Raw genomic sequence first — 16,123 nt, 5'->3', positions numbered from 1 at the left:
GGTTATCGTCGTTTCGTGTTCATCGTAAAGCTTTACTAATATTTATGCTTAAAAAGTGAATTGATATTCATCATAAATACTTTTATATTGTTATGCAATTAGATTGAATAATTATTTTTGGATTTTTTTATGTCGCTACCCTCTTTTTTATCTATGTATCAGCAGCTAATTGCTGCTCCTTCAATTAGCGCGATTGAAGATTCTTTGTGCATGAGCAATAAAGGGGTTATTACCTTGCTCGCACAGTGGTGCGAAAGCCTTGGGTTTACATGTGAAATCACAGAGCTTGAAAACGGTAAAGGGCGTTACAACTTATTAGCTAGACGTGGTGAAGGAGACGGCGGTTTAATGCTTGCCGGCCATACTGACACTGTACCATTTGATGATAGTCGTTGGAATTATGATCCGTTCAAACTCAGCGAAGATAACAATAAACTTTATGGTTTAGGTAGTATTGATATGAAAGGCTTTTTTTCTTTCGTACTGCAAGCTATTAGCGAACTTGATGCAAGCAAGCAAACTGAGCCTCTATTAATTCTAGCCACAGCCGACGAAGAAACTACAATGGCGGGTGCACAGCAAATCTGCCGTCACCCGAACTTAAAACCTGCACGCTGTATTATTGGTGAGCCAACAGATATGACTCCGGTATTTACACATAAAGGTCATATGAGTACAGCTATTCGCGTAATTGGTCGCTCGGGCCATAGCTCAGATCCTGAACGAGGTTTGAACGCCATCGAAGTCATGCATAAAATGATTACAAAATTGTTAATCATAAAAGAAGAATTAAAGAATAAATATTCAGTAGAACACTTTGAAATTCCGTACCCTACTTTGAACCTTGGCCATATTCATGGCGGTGATAATGCCAACCGCATTTGCGGCTGCTGTGAAATGCATATTGATATGCGACCGTTACCCGGTTTAAGTGTACAAGAACTACAAGCGATTTTGCTTAGTGCCGCAGAGGAAATTAATACTCAATACCCCAACGCAGTGAGTGTTATCGATATGCATGAACCAATCCCTGCGTTTAGCGGAAGTACAGATACTGCACTTGTGAAACTGGCCGAAAAAGTCTCCGGTCAGCCAGCTGTCGCTGTAAACTATTGTACAGAAGCCCCTTTTATTCAACAACTTGGCTGCGAAACAATTGTCATGGGGCCAGGCTCAATTAACCAAGCTCACCAACCAGATGAGTTTTTAGCGATGGAAAAAATCAAACCTTCGCAAGCGATTATCAGTAACATGATCAAAGCTAGCTGCTTTAACGACTAATTAAAAAAGGAGCATCATGCTCCTTTTTTATCACTAACTCATATATTTACTTAAGTACTTTTTAAATACTGGGTCAGTTTTCGCTAGCTCTTTTTGCTCCGCTAAAATATCTTTTAGAATAGCTTTTGAGGTTAATGGATTGGCTAATACGACACGAAAAACTACGGTGGGTTGATGGTCATATTTTGCTGGTGTTAAACGAGTACGAGATACAAAAGAGCGTCCAGCTTCACGCTGGCGCTTTTGCATACTTGCAGTGAAGCGATTCAACGAAGCGTAAATATCTAATTTAGTTTCTTCGTTAGCACCTTTGAGCTTAGCTTGAATTTCTTTTGGAACGTAACGATATGTTAATAGGCACAGCTCAGGTTCAGAGATTAACTCAAAATCTTCATCTTGTTTGATCATTTCGGCAAAAGTGCGCGCTTTAACAATACTACGGTCAATCAACATCTCGTAGCCTTTACGGCCAATAACACGTAAGCAAGCATGCACTAACATTGCCATACCTGGGCGGCTTCCCTCTAATGTATGACTACCTAAATCTTTAGAGCCTTTACGAAGAATATATTCAGCATGATGCTCAATAGCATCTGTCGCAGCGGGGTCTTTAAATAACACAAGACCCGCGCCCATTGGCACATACATTTGTTTATGCGCATCAATAGTAATTGAGTCAGCACGTTCAATACCGCTTAAAAGATGGCGATAGTTTGAAGAAAGTAAGGTTGACCCACCCCATGCGGCGTCCACATGAAAATGACAGCCAAGCTCTTCGCTTAAATCAGCCATTTCATTTAGCGGGTCTATGCTGCCAGTTTCTGTCGTCCCAGCAACACCAACGAGTGCCATTACCTTTATACCAGACGCTTCCAGTTCATGGGCTTTTTTGCGCATAGCATCGACATCAACTTTATTATTTTCGCCTGTCGCAATTGCGACAATGTTATCGCGACCAATACCTAGCAAATCAACAGTCTTGCCTAATGAATAGTGACCTCGCTCAGAAACCAGTACCGCTAAGCCTTTGTAACCATAGTGCAGCATCCCAGCGATTAATCCCTGTGCTGCAATACCTTTATAATCGCCATCGGCTTTCAATAAGCGGTTGCGAGCAATCCATAACGCAGTAATGTTAGCTACGGTTCCGCCTGAGCAAAATGCGCCTAAAGAGGTTTTTGCACTGTGCATCCACTTGCTATAAAAACTCTCAGCTTCGCCATAAGCAAGGTGATGCATCATCCCTAAGACTTGTCTTTCAAGTGGGGTGAATGCCTTTGAGGTTTCAATTTTTACTAAATTTTGGTTAAGACCTACCATTAACTTAGAAAGCGGTAATACAAAATGCGGTAACGCTGAGGTCATATGACCAATGAAGCTTGGTGCAGCCGTATGAACAGAATGAGCAACTAACTGCTCCATAATGTCTTGAGCATAATCAGAAACAAAAGTTGGCTCTTCTGGAATAGTGGCCGTTTGAAAGTCTTTTTCAATTTCGTGCAAAGGCTTTTCAATTGCAGCTATGTTCTCATTCAAGAACCCAGCTAAATTACTAGAAATTTCAGATTCGATTTTACTTAATGTCGAGTCTGGTGCTTCTGGCACCGTAAAAATACGAATCAAGCTTTCTTTAGAGGCGACGGCACAACGCTTTTGATCCATCCTAATACCCATAATTAGCAGCTAAAAATGCACCCGATGATGGAACACCTAAGAGAGCACTTTTGCGGCACTGTTTCTACGAAATTGGCTAACTTTACTGGAATATCACGAAAATGTCTCGTATAAAGCAAAAAAGCCCTAATTTCGATGACAAAAAAGTGAACCGTTAATGAAATTTACGGTTATTTTCTACTATCAGACAAATGTTTTTTTAGTATAATCAAGTGATAACTGCTAAGGGAACGTCTATGCCCAAAGGATTGCAAAAAACCAGTTGGCTACTATATGGCTTCGCCGCATTTTTTATTAGCTTATTTGGCTATATCTATTACACCTATGAAACTTCGCGTAGCGAGATCATGGCGAATATCGATAGTAAATTGTTCAATGCCGCGGTCAGTGTCAGACATATCCTCGGTGATGACTACCACAATATAGTCAATGCAGGTTTACCTATCTCCGCATCAATGTATAAAGAAAAAAGTCGTGCCCTTTCTGAATATGCAAAACAAATGCAACTTGCCTATGTTTACGCTATGGTACTTCGTGATGACAAAGTGTACTTTAGTGCATCTAGTTACACACAAAAAGATCAAAATAATGGTCGTGTTACACAATTTTTAGATGCCTATCCTGAAGCGACTGAACTTAACAAAGAGGCATTTTTTTCTACTGAGCCTGTATTCGAAATTTCAAAAGATCAATGGGGCTATTTTAAAAGTATCTTTGTGACTTTTGTCGATAATAATGGTCACACCTATATCACCGGGGCCGATATAACTATTAGCGATTTAAACCAGCAACTGCAGCAAAGTGTTTCACGAGCGATGATTACCGGCTGCTTTTTTTTCTTTATTGCAGCATTAATTGCAGGGCTCTACTTTTTACAGTTAAAACGCTCGCTCTCAACTGATGCGCGTACAGGTTTTGCAAATCATGTAGCACTTGAATACTACATAAAAAGAACCACCAAGCATCGCATGGAACTGGCAGTAATTGTTATTAACGAACTAGAAGATATTAGCAGTTTTTATGGCAGTGAAGTTAGCGACAAAGTGATGGCTAACTTGCTTGGCTATTTTCAATTAAGGATACCTAGCGAAGGAGTTGTCTATCGTTTAGCAACCAATAAAATTGCGTTATTGCAAACTCATAGTGATGAACGCAATATAGATGATGTAATTAATGCCTTTAACTATGCTATTCCAGCGTTAAAAGAGCCTTATATCTACGTGAGCTTGTATGCGGGAATTGCCACAGGTAATAAATCAATGCTTATAGAGAACGCCCACGTTGCATTACAGCAAGCAAAACTAAATAATCAACGTATTGTGCGTTATGAAAATATCTTTAAACAAGTTGAAGAGCAATTTAGAAATAACGTTACGCTTGCCAAAGAAGTGAAAGAAGCCTTCGATAACAATCGCATCGTGCCTTATTTTCAAGCAGTCTATGACAGCCAAAGGAAACATATTAATCATTACCAGTGCCTAGCCAGAATGGCCAGTGCTACAGGTCGTATCCATACACCTGATTACTTTATGATGGTGCTGAAACGCTCACGTATGGATGGTCTTTTAAGGCGTACTATGTTTACCCGATGCATTGAGCAGTTTAGAAAAACCAATGTGTGCTGGAGTATCAATATTACCGCACAAGATATTCTTGATCCAAGTTTAAGCGAGTTTTTAGAACTTCAGCTAAGGCGCTACCCGCAGCCCCACAATATTATTTTTCAGTTTTATGAGCGTGATGCCATTGCTTACTTTAGTGAAGTAAAAACCTTTATTAATATTCTAAAAAATAAAGGGGCTCAGGTTATTATCAATGAATTCGGCACGGGCTTTTCAAGCTTGCCACACATCAGAAAGCTCGAAATTGATGGTTTAAAACTTGATAAAGGGTTAGTGAGCCAAATTCATACTAATACAGATAACTATCTGTTTATTGAGAACTTGGTAAAATATGCTCAGCAACTAAAGTTAGATGTGATTGCTGAGCAAGTTGATAACGAGCAAATAGCACAGGCACTTGCTCGAGCAGGTGTTACTTTAATGCAAGGGAGCCACTTTGCACCGCCGACTCCTTACATTCATTAAAGATTAATCACTAAACGATGACTTTGTTGACCACTAGCCCAATATTTACGTTCAAACGGAGTAATTGCAGTATCGCTTTCATACTGCTGGACATCGCACTTATGCCCTGCAAGTTCAAGTGAGCGAGCAAACTCCTTTACGTAAATATCCCAGTTACTCCTAAGCTCTAAACGACCACCTAGTTTAATGATAAACGGGAAGATAGCAGCGCCGTGCCATCTTCTTTGCAAGTGTTTTGCTTTCGGCCATGGATTTGGATACAACAGGTAATGATGGCTTGGTTGCCAGTTTGCAGCGACCGCTAAACGCCAAAAGTCGTTTAAGTCAGCTTGCACTAAAATATACTGCCCTGCATCAGTTTGCTTATATTCGATATCATGTTTATCTAAACGATGTGATGATTTATCAATTCCAATCACTAACGCATCAGGGTGATGTTTTGCTAAGTTAGCGGTACTTTCACCAACACCACAACACGAGTCAAGAATGATAGGTCCGCTAAACGCTTGCACCTTTTCATTGACCTGATCAAAAGCCGCTTGCGTATGCTCTGCAATCGGCTTTTTAAATTCAGCACTTAAGTGCTTTAAAACTATTTCGTCTAGCTTTTCATGTAAGCCAGGTTGATTCGATACAATACTTCTCGAATTTGCATCCGTCATTAGTGTCTAAGCCCCACACCACGTTTAATAAGGGTTAATGCTAAAGTAAATAAACCCACAATAAATAAAGCAAGTACACCAAATGCTACCGATAAGTCGACATCCGACACACCTAAGAAGCCATATCTAAATGCATTTACCATGTAAATAATTGGGTTTACTTGCGATACACCTTGCCAAAATTCTGGCAACAGGCTGATAGAGTAAAACACCCCACCTAGATAGGTCAGCGGCGTTAAAATGAAGGTCGGGATAATACTAATATCATCGAAGCTATTAGCATAAATTGCGTTAATAAGTCCGCCTAACGCAAACACAGCCGACGTTAAAATAACCGTAGCCATAATCACAAAAATATTATGAATTTGAATATCAACAAATAGCAAAGAGACACAGCTAACAATTAAACCAACCAGCATGCCACGCGTCATACCACCACCCATGTAGCCTAGTACGATAATGTAATTCGGCACTGGCGCAACTAATAGCTCTTCAATGCTTTTTTGGAATTTAGTAGAATAAAAACTCGAGGCAACATTTGAGTACGAATTGGTGATCACCGACATCATTATCAGACCCGGTACAATAAACTCCATATAAGTAAAGCCACCCATATCCCCAATACGAGAACCGATCAGATTACCAAAAATCACAAAATACAGGCTCATCGTGATTGCAGGCGGAACTAAGGTTTGCACCCAAATACGTAAAAAGCGAATACACTCTTTGATCCAAATACTTTTTAGCGCTACTCCATATTTAAACATTATTCGCCTCGCCCTTGTTCTAATAGTCCTACAAACAACTCTTCTAAACGGTTTGCTTTATTTCGCATACTAAGCACTGTGTTACCTTGCTCACTCAGTGCACTAAATACATGGTTTAAGCCCTGAGACTTCGCCACTTCAACTTCTAAAGTGTGGTCATCAGTCAGTGTATATTTGTAACCTGCAATGCTAATTGGCTGCACAGGCTGCTTTAAGTCAAGTACAAAGGTTTCTTTATCAAGCTTGGCAAGTAAGGCTTTAATGGTGGTGTTTTCAACAATCACGCCGCTGTCGATAATCGCGATGTTTCTACATAACAGCTCAGCTTCTTCTAGATAGTGGGTAGTCAAGATGATGGTGACACCTTGCTTATTAATCTCGCGAAGAAAATCCCACATAGAGCGGCGTAGCTCAATATCAACACCTGCTGTTGGTTCATCTAAAATAAGTAATTTAGGTTCATGCATCAGTGCACGAGCAATCATTAAACGGCGTTTCATACCACCTGAAAGGGTGCGCGCTTGCTTATCTTTTTTCTCAAATAAACCTAGCTGCTTTAAGTACTTTTCAGCTCGCTCATGGGCCAGCTTTCTTGGTACACCGTAATAACCTGCTTGGTTAACCAAAATTTGGTTAAGTGTTTCAAATTGACTAAAGTTAAACTCTTGCGGCACTAAGCCAAGTTCAGACTTAGCGGCTTCCAAATCTGTATCAATGTCGTGACCAAACACCTGTACACGACCGGCACTTTTGTTCACTAAAGATGAGATAACACCAATGGTGGTTGATTTACCGGCACCGTTTGGGCCAAGTAAGGCAAAGAAATCACCTTGCTGAACTTGTAAATCAATACCTTTTACAGCTTCAACACCATTTTTATAAACCTTTTTTAGGCCTTCAATATTTAATGCGATCGTTTTTTCGCTCACTGTTTGCCCTCTCCATAACCCCAACGCTTCGTCAAAGTATGTTCAATGTTTAAATGATCTAAAATTCGCGCCACCATAAAATCGACCAAATCTGAAATCTGCTCAGGTTGGTGATAAAAACCAGGTGCCGCCGGCATAATCGTTACGCCTAGTCGCGCTAGCTTCAACATATTTTCAAGATGAATTTCGCTAAATGGTGTTTCGCGCGGGACTAAAATTAGCTGACCACGCTCTTTAATAACTACATCTGCCGCACGTTCAAGTAAGTTATCTGATGCTCCCACTGCAATTGCAGAGACAGACCCTGCGCTACAAGGGCAAACCACCATTTTTTTCGGCGCTGCTGAGCCAGACGCAACAGGACTAAACCAATTATCTTTGCCAAATACTTTAAGTTGCTCAGGGGCTGCATTAAAAAGCGTGCTGAGTTGTTCTGTCGCTTTCTCTTCGTTACCCGAAAGTTTGATATTTGACTCTGTATCAAGCACTACTCGTGCTGCACTTGAGATCAGTACATATACCTGAAACTGCTGTTCAAGTAATACTTCTAACAACCTTAAGCCATAGGGAGCACCTGAAGCACCACTAAAAGCTAATGTTATTTTATCTTTAAATTGCATACAGTTAAGCTCCTGATACTGATTAGTTTTGTTCAAGTGCTGTGATTAAACGCTGATGAATACCTTCAAAACCACCATTACTCATAATTAACACATGTTGTGAAGGCGCGATACTAGCGATGACTTGAGCAATTATATCCTCAGTGCTTGAGCTACAATGCATCCCAGCTTTATCTGCGTATTCTTTTAGCGACCAGCTTAAATTTTCTGGCTCAAATAAATACACTTCATCGGCCGCTTTCAGTGAATCAATCAAGGTTTGTTGATGCACGCCCATTTTCATGGTGTTTGAGCGAGGCTCTAAAATAGCAATGATCTTCTCTGTGCCCACTTTTGCACGAAGCCCTGCTAAGGTTGTTTCAATTGCCGTTGGGTGATGGGCAAAATCGTCGTACACTTTAATCGAGTTGATGTCAGCTTTGAGCTCCATGCGGCGCTTAGGAGAAATGAACTCAGCTAGGCCTGCAATGCTGACAGATACGGCAATGCCTACATGCCTTGCAGCTGCTATCGCCATAATGGCATTTTTCACATTGTGCTCACCCATGGCTTGCCAGCTGACAACGCCTTGAACTTGTGAATTTAATAACACTTCAAATTCACTACCATCTGCTTTAAGTAAACGGTAATCCCAATCGCCAAAGAGTGTTTCACTCTCGCTCCAAAGGCCTCGTTCAATCACATCTTGTAGAGCTTCGTCTTGGCTAGGCCAAATAACTTTGCCACTACTAGGTAGTGTACGCATCAAGTGGTGAAATTGTTTTTTAATCGCGTTTAAATCTTCAAAAATATCAGCATGATCAAATTCGAGATTATTTAGAATTAATGTGCGCGGTAAGTAGTGCACAAACTTACTACGTTTATCGAAAAAAGCAGTGTCGTATTCGTCGGCTTCAATAACAAAAAATGGCGTTTCGCCCACACGAGCAGACACACCAAAGTTTTGAACGATACCACCAATCAAAAATCCCGGCTTCATTCCCGCATATTCTAATAACCATGCCAGCATACTGGCTGTGGTTGTTTTGCCATGGGTACCCGCTACGGCTAAGACCCAGGAGTTTTGCAATAAATTATGTTTTAACCATTCAGGACCTGACGTGTAAGGCAAGCCTTTATCAAGCACGTATTCAACACAAGGGTTGCCACGGCTCATAGCATTACCAATTACTACCATATCGGGCGCGGGATCTAGTTGGCTAATGTCATAACCTTGGGTTAGGGTGATACCTAGCTCTTCTAATTGTGTACTCATCGGCGGGTACACATTTTGATCAGAGCCTGTCACGGTATGACCTAACGATTTAGCGATTGCGGCAATACCACCCATAAAGGTGCCACAAATTCCAAGAATATGAATATGCATCTACTGTCCTGAGCAAAATGAATGAGAGTTAAAATAAAGCGTTATAATGCCAAATATAAGCTTTACTTACCATTACTACACGGCAATAGACTTTTGCCAAATAGCCAACATAAAAAACACCTCAATTTGAGGTGTTTTTTAATTGAAGTGAGCGCCTATTTTACAGCATTAAGAATGCAAACAAACCAACGCCTAATAGTAAGCGGTAGATAACAAATGGCATCATGCCCATGCGCTCAATTACTTTTAAGAAAAAGAAAATACATGCATACGCTGATACAAATGATAATGCAGCGCCTAATAAAATAGCATGCCAATCAATCGCTTCACCCGCTGTTGCCAATTGATACACATAATATGAACCTGCAGCTGCAATAACCGGAATCGACATTAAAAACGAGAAACGCGCAGCACTTTGCTTGTTAAGACCCAGCATTAAACCCACTGTAATGGTAATACCAGAACGCGATGTCCCCGGAAATACCATCGCTAGCACTTGCGAAAAACCCAGTAATAACGCACTAAAAAAGTTTACTTGGTAAATATTCTTAACTTGTTTTGCTTTAGCATCGGCATACCAAAGCAGTAAACCAAATACGATAGTCGAGGTTGCAATAACCCAGGCATTACGTGAGTAGCTTTCTACAAAGTCTTTAAATAGGTAACCGATTAATAATGCAGGAATAGTCGCAACAATAATCCACCAACCTAAACGGCTGTCATCAGTCGCGCCTTGTGATCCAAACGATTTAAACCAAGCGCCAAGAATATCCACTACTTCTTTACGAAAATACAGTACCACGGCACCTAAAGTACCAACGTGAACCGCCACATCAAATGCTAAGCCTTGGTCGTGCCAGCCTAAAACTTGTGAGGGTAAAATTAAATGTGCTGAGCTCGAAATAGGTAAAAACTCAGTTAATCCTTGAATTAAGGCTAGAACAATTATCTCAATAATACTCATGGGTTAGAAAACTCCACCTTCCATAGTTTTTGTTGCGGATTGTTATAATTATTCCATAGTTCAGCTAAAGTTAGCTTAGCTACGGGATGAAAAAAGTTAGGGGCTACTTCAGCTAATGGCTGTAGTACAAACGCATTTTTGGTAATTTCGTCACGAGGTAACTGCGCAGGCGAGTCGCAGATAATGTCATCATAAAACAATAAATCTAGATCTAAAGTGCGCGGGCTAAATTTTTTATCCTCGCGGGTGCGACCGTTATCAAGTTCAATCTTCTTCAGAAGTTTACACAGTTCGGTTAATGGCATATCTGTTTGAGCAGCAATCACAGAGTTATAAAAATTGTTCCCTGCAAAGCCAACTGCCTCACTCTCATAAACTGACGAGTGTTTATAGTCAGGAAAGTAAGGCTTTAGGGCAATAAGCGCCTGTCTCAGGTAGTGCTCTTTATTAACATTAGAGCCAAGACTTATAAAAATTTGCGCCATAATCAGTTAGCCTTACGACGGGTGATTTCGACTCCCACCGTTTTAGCTTGTGGTACCGCAGCCGGCTTACTCACACGAATAGTCACTTGACTGGTCGCAAACTCACTAAGGATCATTGCAGCCAATTGCTCAACTAAGGTCTCAAGTAACTCAACAGGCTTTGCCGTAGTATGCTCAATAACTCGCTCGCTCACTTTGGCATAATCAAGTGCTAAATTTATATCATCCGTCGCCGCAGCGGCTGAAATATCACATAACATTTCGATATCAAAATACAGGCTTTGTTTACTTTCTTTTTCAAAATCATACACGCCAATGATGGTGTCTACATGTAGTTGTGATATATATACCTTGTCCATTGATACTCCAAGTGACATAAATATTTTAAAACAATACTCATCCTAAACGCTTATTGATTTCAATAATGCGCTATATAAGCTGTCATACTGTTTTAATATATAAAAATTACCCCTACAATAACGGATAGATGCATTGCAATATGGTGCGTACATTCTACTCGATGAGAGCGGCAGATGGTTTTGCCGCCAATGATAGCCCAAAAGTGCAGATTAAAAAATAAGGAAGCGCGTGTTAGAAGTTTTAATGTTAGTTTTAGCTTACATACTGGGATCGGTCTCTTCCGCTATCCTTGTATCACGGCTGTTTAAACTACCAGACCCACGCAGTCATGGATCGAATAACCCTGGTGCAACAAATGTTTATCGCCTAGGCGGAAAAGTCCCCGCAGTTTTAGTTCTTGTCTTTGATATTTTAAAAGGGACGATCCCAGTTTGGGGTGCCTACTTTTTAAAAATAGATCCTCTAATGTTAGGTCTAATTGGGGTAGCAGCCTGTCTAGGGCATATGTACCCACTGTTTTTTAGTTTTAAAGGCGGTAAAGCGGTTGCAACTGCCTTTGGTACTTTATTACCTATTGGTTTATCGCTAGGTGGGATGTTAATTGCAACCTGGATCTTAATTGTTGCTATCACGCGTTACTCATCACTTGCGGCACTGGTAACAGTTTCATTAGCGCCTCTTTATACTTGGTGGATAAAGCCCTTGTATACTTTGCCTGTTACCTTTCTAACCGTACTGATAATTTTCCGCCACAGAGCAAATATTACTCGCTTGATGGCTGGGGAAGAACCTAAAATAGGGGCTAAGAAAAAAGCCCCTGAACAAGAGTAGTGCTATAAATTAAAGCGCTTCGAGTGAATCAATAGGCCAGCGTGGCTTAGTTTTCATATCGAGGCTCGCGAATTGACCTGCTTTCAAACGCTGCATACCTGCATAAGCAATCATTGCACCGTTATCTGTACAAAACTCTGTGCGCGGGTAATACACTCGCCCTTTCATACCTTGCATAACTCGTTCTAGTTGAGCACGTAATTGCACGTTAGCACTCACGCCACCAGCAATAACTAAACGTTTGATACCTGTTTGTTTTAAAGCTCGTTTACATTTAATAATTAGGGTATCAATAACAGCTGTTTGAAATGCATGGGCAATATCTGCTTTAGTTTGCTCATCGTCATCGCTATCACGAATAGCGAGCGACGCTGCTGTTTTTAAACCACTAAAACTAAAATCTAAGCCAGGTTTATCGGTCATCGGACGCGGGAACACAAAACGCTCTGGTGTGCCTTGCTCAGCAAGCTTTGCTAAACGTGGACCACCTGGATAATCAAGGCCTAACAACTTCGCTGTTTTATCGAATGCTTCACCTGCAGCGTCATCAACTGACTCACCTAATACTTCATACTCACCAATACCAGATACTTTAACCATCATGGTATGACCACCAGACACTAAAAGCGCGATAAACGGAAACTCTGGTTTGTCTTCTTCTAGCATTGGCGCAAGTAGGTGGCCTTCCATATGATGCACAGCGACTGCTGGAATATTCCAGCCATAGGCCAGTGAGCGACCAATTGAGGTTCCCACCAAGAGTGCACCAACAAGTCCGGGCCCTGCGGTGTAAGCAATACCATCTAAGTCTTCTGGACCACAGCCAGCTTGCGCAAATGCCGCATCAATTAAAGGTAAAGTTTTACGTACGTGATCGCGTGAAGCTAGTTCAGGGACCACGCCGCCGTAATCGGCATGCACTTTTACTTGGCTATACAGTTGATGTGCTAATAAGCCTTGTTCATCATCATAAATGGCAATACCCGTTTCATCACATGATGATTCAATACCTAAAATTCGCATCAATTACTCCGCCAAGAAAAAACAAATGCGCATTTTACAGTGAAAATACGCATTACTGAATATTAAATTGCAATACCAATGTTGGTTTGGCCATCAGAAACCGCTAGTTGTTTAAGCTCTTTTACGTTCTCTGAAGTAATTCGGCCCATTTGCTCTACAAAATCAATAAGCTCTGCAAGCACATCAATTTCATATTGCATTAAAGGGTGTTCACGGACAGCTTTGTTGTCTGCCACTTCACCATCTACTGTTAGTTGGTACTCAATAAAGCGAGCCACTGAAGCCTGTGAAATTTTACTAATATTCAAAAACTCTTGTTCATCTTTAGCTATTAAACCGTGCAGCATACCAAGCAGAGCTGTAGCAGTATCAATTGCCGGATAAGCCCCAAACATATCAAAGTCAGTGAGCTCTGGCACATTCGGTTCTATTTTTTCAATTTGCTTTTCAAGGCTGATTTTACTTTTTGGCAGTAATATTTTTTCCCAGCAGACACTAAGTGCGCTTCGAAAAACCGCTGCATCACCAAACCCTGTTGCTTCACTAAATAAGCTGTAATTAGGCAGCATACGCTCAAGTAAAGCTCCACCTAACACTGCTTTTTGCAAATAGTTTAATTCTCTAATACGTTGAAAATTATTCGCTTTCGTCATTCTTTACAGTCCCACAAGACCAACATATTTCAAATGTTGCTCCGTTAAGCTCAAGACACTTAGGGCATACCCAGTCAGGAGCCGATTGTTTTAATTGTCGGTAGTTTAGCAATATTTCTTGCGCCTGGCGCTCTTTTAATGCGTAAACAAGTATATCAACCCCCGTTTGTTCAAATGGGATCTCCCCAAGCGCTCCTTGTAAAAGCTCACCTTGTAATTGAGATTCTATCCCCTTACTTTGTAAAAGCCCTTTAATAATATTTGCTTCTAAGCCATTTTCAGCTTGAAATACTTTCACCCAAGAAAATGGGTCCGGCTTGTTTGGTTGATTTAAATTCTTGTTTTGCAAATCACTTCTCTTTTACTTTTTTATCTTTAAATCCTAAACTACGCTAGCAATTGACTTCGCTGCAACGCTTATTTCAAGGTAACCACATGACTTTAACAACACCGGGATTGTTATTCCCTGCAATTTCTTTACTGTTACTTGCTTATACCAACCGCTTTTTGGTGCTTGCTCAGCTTATTAGAGAACTCAATGCACGTGAAGGGGAAAGTATCCGCCCACTGGTTGTTGCACAAATTACCAACTTAAGAAAACGTATCAAACTCATTCGGGTGATGCAGGTCTATGGCGTTGCCTCTTTTCTCATGTGTACTTTATCGATGTTTGCATTATTTATAGAGTTTAATACCACTGGAATCATTTTATTTGGGAGCAGCCTCGCTTGCTTAGCCTTGTCTCTTCTAACCTCTTTGTATGAGATCCACATTTCCTGCCACGCTATCGAAATCGAATTGAAGAATATCGAAAAAAAACCAGTTTCAGATAAGGCAGAGTAAATTTCTGCCTCTATACTTATTGTATGAGATACAACAATAAGTGGTGTTTTTGTGGATGATTTCTTATTTTCTGAAGAACAGTTAGAAGAAAATAATGTAGAAACTGAAGAACCTGAATACTGGCATATTCTTGTTGTTGATGATGAAGAAGATATTCACCAAGTTACGAAACTAGTATTAGCTGGGTTCAGTTTTGAAAATAAAGGTCTGCGCTTTTATGACGCCTATTCTGCGGCCGAAGCAAAAGAGTTTTTAAAAAAAGATATTCCCTTTTCTGTTGCCCTAGTTGATGTGGTAATGGAAACCAACCATGCTGGTCTTGAGCTTATTCAATTCATTCGCGATGAAATAGAAAACCACGATATTCGTTTAATACTGCGCACAGGCCAGCCCGGTGAAGCCCCTGAAGAAGCCATTATCCGCGATTACGACATCAACGATTACAAAAATAAAACAGAGCTCACCGCGATTAAAATTAAAACCCTGCTCTACTCAGCCTTAAGGGCACATCGTGATATTCAAATTATTGACCGCCATAAGCATGGTCTTGAACAAATAATTAATGCTTCAGCAAATTTTTTAAAATGTGACAGTGTTCATGAGTTCGCCTCAACAATTTTAAGCCATGTCACTAACGTGATGGGAATTAATGATGCGCAAATCTATTGTGCTGCGGCTGTTAACTTACAATCGTCTCCAGCAAAAGATTTCCAGCTTCTTGCTGCCTCAGGCGTAGGTCCTACACCACAGCAAAATACCATTCCAGATGAGGTAAAAAACTTATTTATAGATGCACATGAGCGTAAGTCATCACTAAAAACAAGCAATGATTACATTGGTTACTTTCCTACCAAAGCTGGCCTAGAAACCATGCTTTATGTACATAAAGGTAGTAAGTTGCAAGCAACAGAGCATCAACTGTTAGAGTTTTATGCCAATAATATCGCGCTTGCTTACGATAATTTAAAACTCAGAGAAATGGTAAAAGAATCACAAAAAGAATTGTCGTACATTCTCGGTGAGGCTGTAGAAAAACGCTCTAAAGAAACTGGTTCCCACGTTAAACGTGTTGCCTTATATAGTGAACTGCTTGCTCAGCTTTCAGAACTAAACCCATTTCAATGCGAAATCATTAAACTTGCCTCACCTTTACATGACATAGGTAAGATCAGCATTCCCGATAACATTTTAAACAAGCCTGGTAAACTCACTGATGATGAGTGGGAAGTAATGAAAACCCATGCAGAAATCGGCTACGAAATATTAAAAAATTCAAGTAACGAGATATTGACATGTGGTGCTTTAATTTCCTACCAGCATCATGAAAAGTGGGATGGTTCAGGATATCCGCAAGGTTTAATAGCAGACGATATCAATATAGTTGGCCGTATCACCGCCCTAGCAGATGTATTTGACGCGCTTTGCAGCGACCGTTGTTATAAGAAAGCATGGCCATTGGATGAGGCTTTAACGCTTATAAAAGATCAACGCGGGAAACATTTTGATCCAATTCTTGTCGACTTATTACTTGAAAATTTACCACTTTTCTTAGAGATTAAAGATCGTTACCCTGATTAG

The 16,123-nt window shown here is 40.5% G+C and carries 17 protein-coding genes; 5 read left to right on the top strand and 12 right to left on the bottom strand.

Features of this window, described 5'->3' with window-relative positions:
* Positions 1-129 precede the first annotated feature (129 nt).
* The gene (argE, locus tag HCZ11_RS12215; protein ID WP_167658533.1) at positions 130-1,281 is read left to right on the top strand and encodes an acetylornithine deacetylase; all 1,152 of its coding nucleotides are present in this window, start codon (positions 130-132) and stop codon (positions 1,279-1,281) included.
* A gap of 33 nt (positions 1,282-1,314) precedes the next feature.
* On the opposite strand, the gene panP is transcribed toward argE, so the two are convergent.
* Complete coding sequence (gene panP, locus HCZ11_RS12210; protein ID WP_130050653.1) at positions 1,315-2,943, bottom strand: pyridoxal-dependent aspartate 1-decarboxylase PanP; 1,629 nt, start codon at positions 2,941-2,943, stop codon at positions 1,315-1,317.
* A 248-nt stretch (positions 2,944-3,191) separates the two neighbouring features.
* On the opposite strand from panP, the gene HCZ11_RS12205 reads away from it, so the two are divergent.
* Positions 3,192-5,042: a GGDEF domain-containing protein gene (locus HCZ11_RS12205; RefSeq protein WP_167658532.1), complete on the top strand. Its 1,851-nt coding sequence runs from the start codon at positions 3,192-3,194 to the stop codon at positions 5,040-5,042.
* Here HCZ11_RS12205 and HCZ11_RS12200 read toward each other — a convergent pair.
* The 8 genes from HCZ11_RS12200 to folB all read right to left on the bottom strand — a co-directional run bounded on the left by HCZ11_RS12200 (position 5,039) and on the right by folB (position 11,194).
* Complete coding sequence (locus HCZ11_RS12200; protein ID WP_130050651.1) at positions 5,039-5,704, bottom strand: tRNA (guanosine(46)-N(7))-methyltransferase TrmB; 666 nt, start codon at positions 5,702-5,704, stop codon at positions 5,039-5,041. The two genes, HCZ11_RS12205 and HCZ11_RS12200, sit on opposite strands and share 4 nt — an antisense overlap.
* The gene (locus HCZ11_RS12195; RefSeq protein WP_130050650.1) at positions 5,704-6,471 is read right to left on the bottom strand and encodes an ABC transporter permease; all 768 of its coding nucleotides are present in this window, start codon (positions 6,469-6,471) and stop codon (positions 5,704-5,706) included. The genes HCZ11_RS12200 and HCZ11_RS12195 overlap by 1 nt, the downstream gene beginning before the upstream one ends.
* Positions 6,471-7,400: an ABC transporter ATP-binding protein gene (locus HCZ11_RS12190; RefSeq protein ID WP_130050649.1), complete on the bottom strand. Its 930-nt coding sequence runs from the start codon at positions 7,398-7,400 to the stop codon at positions 6,471-6,473. The genes HCZ11_RS12195 and HCZ11_RS12190 overlap by 1 nt, the downstream gene beginning before the upstream one ends.
* Complete coding sequence (locus tag HCZ11_RS12185) at positions 7,397-8,020, bottom strand: flavin prenyltransferase UbiX (protein ID WP_167658531.1); 624 nt, start codon at positions 8,018-8,020, stop codon at positions 7,397-7,399. Before HCZ11_RS12185 ends, HCZ11_RS12190 begins: the two co-directional genes overlap by 4 nt.
* 22 nt (positions 8,021-8,042) lie before the next feature.
* The gene (gene mpl, locus HCZ11_RS12180; protein WP_130050647.1) at positions 8,043-9,386 is read right to left on the bottom strand and encodes a UDP-N-acetylmuramate:L-alanyl-gamma-D-glutamyl-meso-diaminopimelate ligase; all 1,344 of its coding nucleotides are present in this window, start codon (positions 9,384-9,386) and stop codon (positions 8,043-8,045) included.
* Positions 9,387-9,546: 160 nt separating this feature from the next.
* Positions 9,547-10,350, bottom strand: coding sequence for an undecaprenyl-diphosphate phosphatase (locus tag HCZ11_RS12175; protein WP_130050646.1), 804 nt, complete (start codon positions 10,348-10,350; stop codon positions 9,547-9,549).
* Positions 10,347-10,835 (bottom strand): 2-amino-4-hydroxy-6-hydroxymethyldihydropteridine diphosphokinase, encoded by a 489-nt coding sequence (folK, locus tag HCZ11_RS12170; protein ID WP_167658530.1) that lies wholly within the window; start codon positions 10,833-10,835, stop codon positions 10,347-10,349. The genes HCZ11_RS12175 and folK overlap by 4 nt, the downstream gene beginning before the upstream one ends.
* A gap of 2 nt (positions 10,836-10,837) precedes the next feature.
* Positions 10,838-11,194, bottom strand: coding sequence for a dihydroneopterin aldolase (gene folB / locus HCZ11_RS12165; protein ID WP_167658529.1), 357 nt, complete (start codon positions 11,192-11,194; stop codon positions 10,838-10,840).
* Positions 11,195-11,423: 229 nt separating this feature from the next.
* Here folB and plsY point away from each other — a divergent pair, with 229 nt between their 5' ends.
* Positions 11,424-12,026 (top strand): glycerol-3-phosphate 1-O-acyltransferase PlsY, encoded by a 603-nt coding sequence (gene plsY / locus HCZ11_RS12160; protein ID WP_130050643.1) that lies wholly within the window; start codon positions 11,424-11,426, stop codon positions 12,024-12,026.
* A gap of 9 nt (positions 12,027-12,035) precedes the next feature.
* On the opposite strand, the gene tsaD is transcribed toward plsY, so the two are convergent.
* The 3 genes from tsaD to HCZ11_RS12145 form a co-directional block, all read right to left on the bottom strand.
* Entirely contained in the window at positions 12,036-13,049 is a 1,014-nt protein-coding gene (gene tsaD / locus HCZ11_RS12155; RefSeq protein WP_054560954.1) for a tRNA (adenosine(37)-N6)-threonylcarbamoyltransferase complex transferase subunit TsaD, read from the bottom strand.
* A gap of 62 nt (positions 13,050-13,111) precedes the next feature.
* A complete protein-coding gene (locus HCZ11_RS12150; RefSeq protein WP_130050642.1) occupies positions 13,112-13,702 on the bottom strand; it encodes a YjaG family protein in 591 nt (196 codons plus the stop codon).
* Positions 13,686-14,051 (bottom strand): DUF2007 domain-containing protein, encoded by a 366-nt coding sequence (locus HCZ11_RS12145; RefSeq protein ID WP_130050641.1) that lies wholly within the window; start codon positions 14,049-14,051, stop codon positions 13,686-13,688. Before HCZ11_RS12145 ends, HCZ11_RS12150 begins: the two co-directional genes overlap by 17 nt.
* An 86-nt stretch (positions 14,052-14,137) precedes the next feature.
* On the opposite strand from HCZ11_RS12145, the gene HCZ11_RS12140 reads away from it, so the two are divergent.
* Together HCZ11_RS12140 and HCZ11_RS12135 are read left to right on the top strand one after the other, a co-directional pair.
* Positions 14,138-14,545 carry a DUF2721 domain-containing protein gene (locus HCZ11_RS12140; RefSeq protein WP_130050640.1) on the top strand — a complete coding sequence of 136 codons (408 nt, stop codon included), beginning with the start codon at positions 14,138-14,140 and terminating at the stop codon, positions 14,543-14,545.
* Between the two features lie 51 nt (positions 14,546-14,596).
* On the top strand, positions 14,597-16,123 hold the full coding sequence (locus tag HCZ11_RS12135; RefSeq protein ID WP_167658528.1) for a response regulator: 1,527 nt from the start codon (positions 14,597-14,599) through the stop codon (positions 16,121-16,123).

This window comes from Pseudoalteromonas sp. HF66 (genome assembly GCF_011806445.1).
GTDB classification, from domain to species: domain Bacteria; phylum Pseudomonadota; class Gammaproteobacteria; order Enterobacterales; family Alteromonadaceae; genus Pseudoalteromonas; species Pseudoalteromonas apostichopi.
This window is presented reverse-complemented; position numbering and strand designations above follow the sequence as displayed.

Bases quoted from the DNA above. Each gene is read 5' to 3' on its own strand.
- HCZ11_RS12200 (WP_130050651.1), bottom strand. From the start codon at position 5,704: ATGACGGATGCAAATTCGAGAAGTATTGTATCGAATCAACCTGGCTTA.
- HCZ11_RS12185 (WP_167658531.1), bottom strand. From the start codon at position 8,020: ATGCAATTTAAAGATAAAATAACATTAGCTTTTAGTGGTGCTTCAGGT.
- HCZ11_RS12140 (WP_130050640.1), top strand. From the start codon at position 14,138: ATGACTTTAACAACACCGGGATTGTTATTCCCTGCAATTTCTTTACTG.
- HCZ11_RS12175 (WP_130050646.1), bottom strand. From the start codon at position 10,350: ATGAGTATTATTGAGATAATTGTTCTAGCCTTAATTCAAGGATTAACT.
- HCZ11_RS12205 (WP_167658532.1), top strand. From the start codon at position 3,192: ATGCCCAAAGGATTGCAAAAAACCAGTTGGCTACTATATGGCTTCGCC.
- HCZ11_RS12150 (WP_130050642.1), bottom strand. From the start codon at position 13,702: ATGACGAAAGCGAATAATTTTCAACGTATTAGAGAATTAAACTATTTG.
- folB (WP_167658529.1), bottom strand. From the start codon at position 11,194: ATGGACAAGGTATATATATCACAACTACATGTAGACACCATCATTGGC.
- argE (WP_167658533.1), top strand. From the start codon at position 130: ATGTCGCTACCCTCTTTTTTATCTATGTATCAGCAGCTAATTGCTGCT.
- mpl (WP_130050647.1), bottom strand. From the start codon at position 9,386: ATGCATATTCATATTCTTGGAATTTGTGGCACCTTTATGGGTGGTATT.
- HCZ11_RS12195 (WP_130050650.1), bottom strand. From the start codon at position 6,471: ATGTTTAAATATGGAGTAGCGCTAAAAAGTATTTGGATCAAAGAGTGT.
- folK (WP_167658530.1), bottom strand. From the start codon at position 10,835: ATGGCGCAAATTTTTATAAGTCTTGGCTCTAATGTTAATAAAGAGCAC.
- panP (WP_130050653.1), bottom strand. From the start codon at position 2,943: ATGGATCAAAAGCGTTGTGCCGTCGCCTCTAAAGAAAGCTTGATTCGT.
- tsaD (WP_054560954.1), bottom strand. From the start codon at position 13,049: ATGCGAATTTTAGGTATTGAATCATCATGTGATGAAACGGGTATTGCC.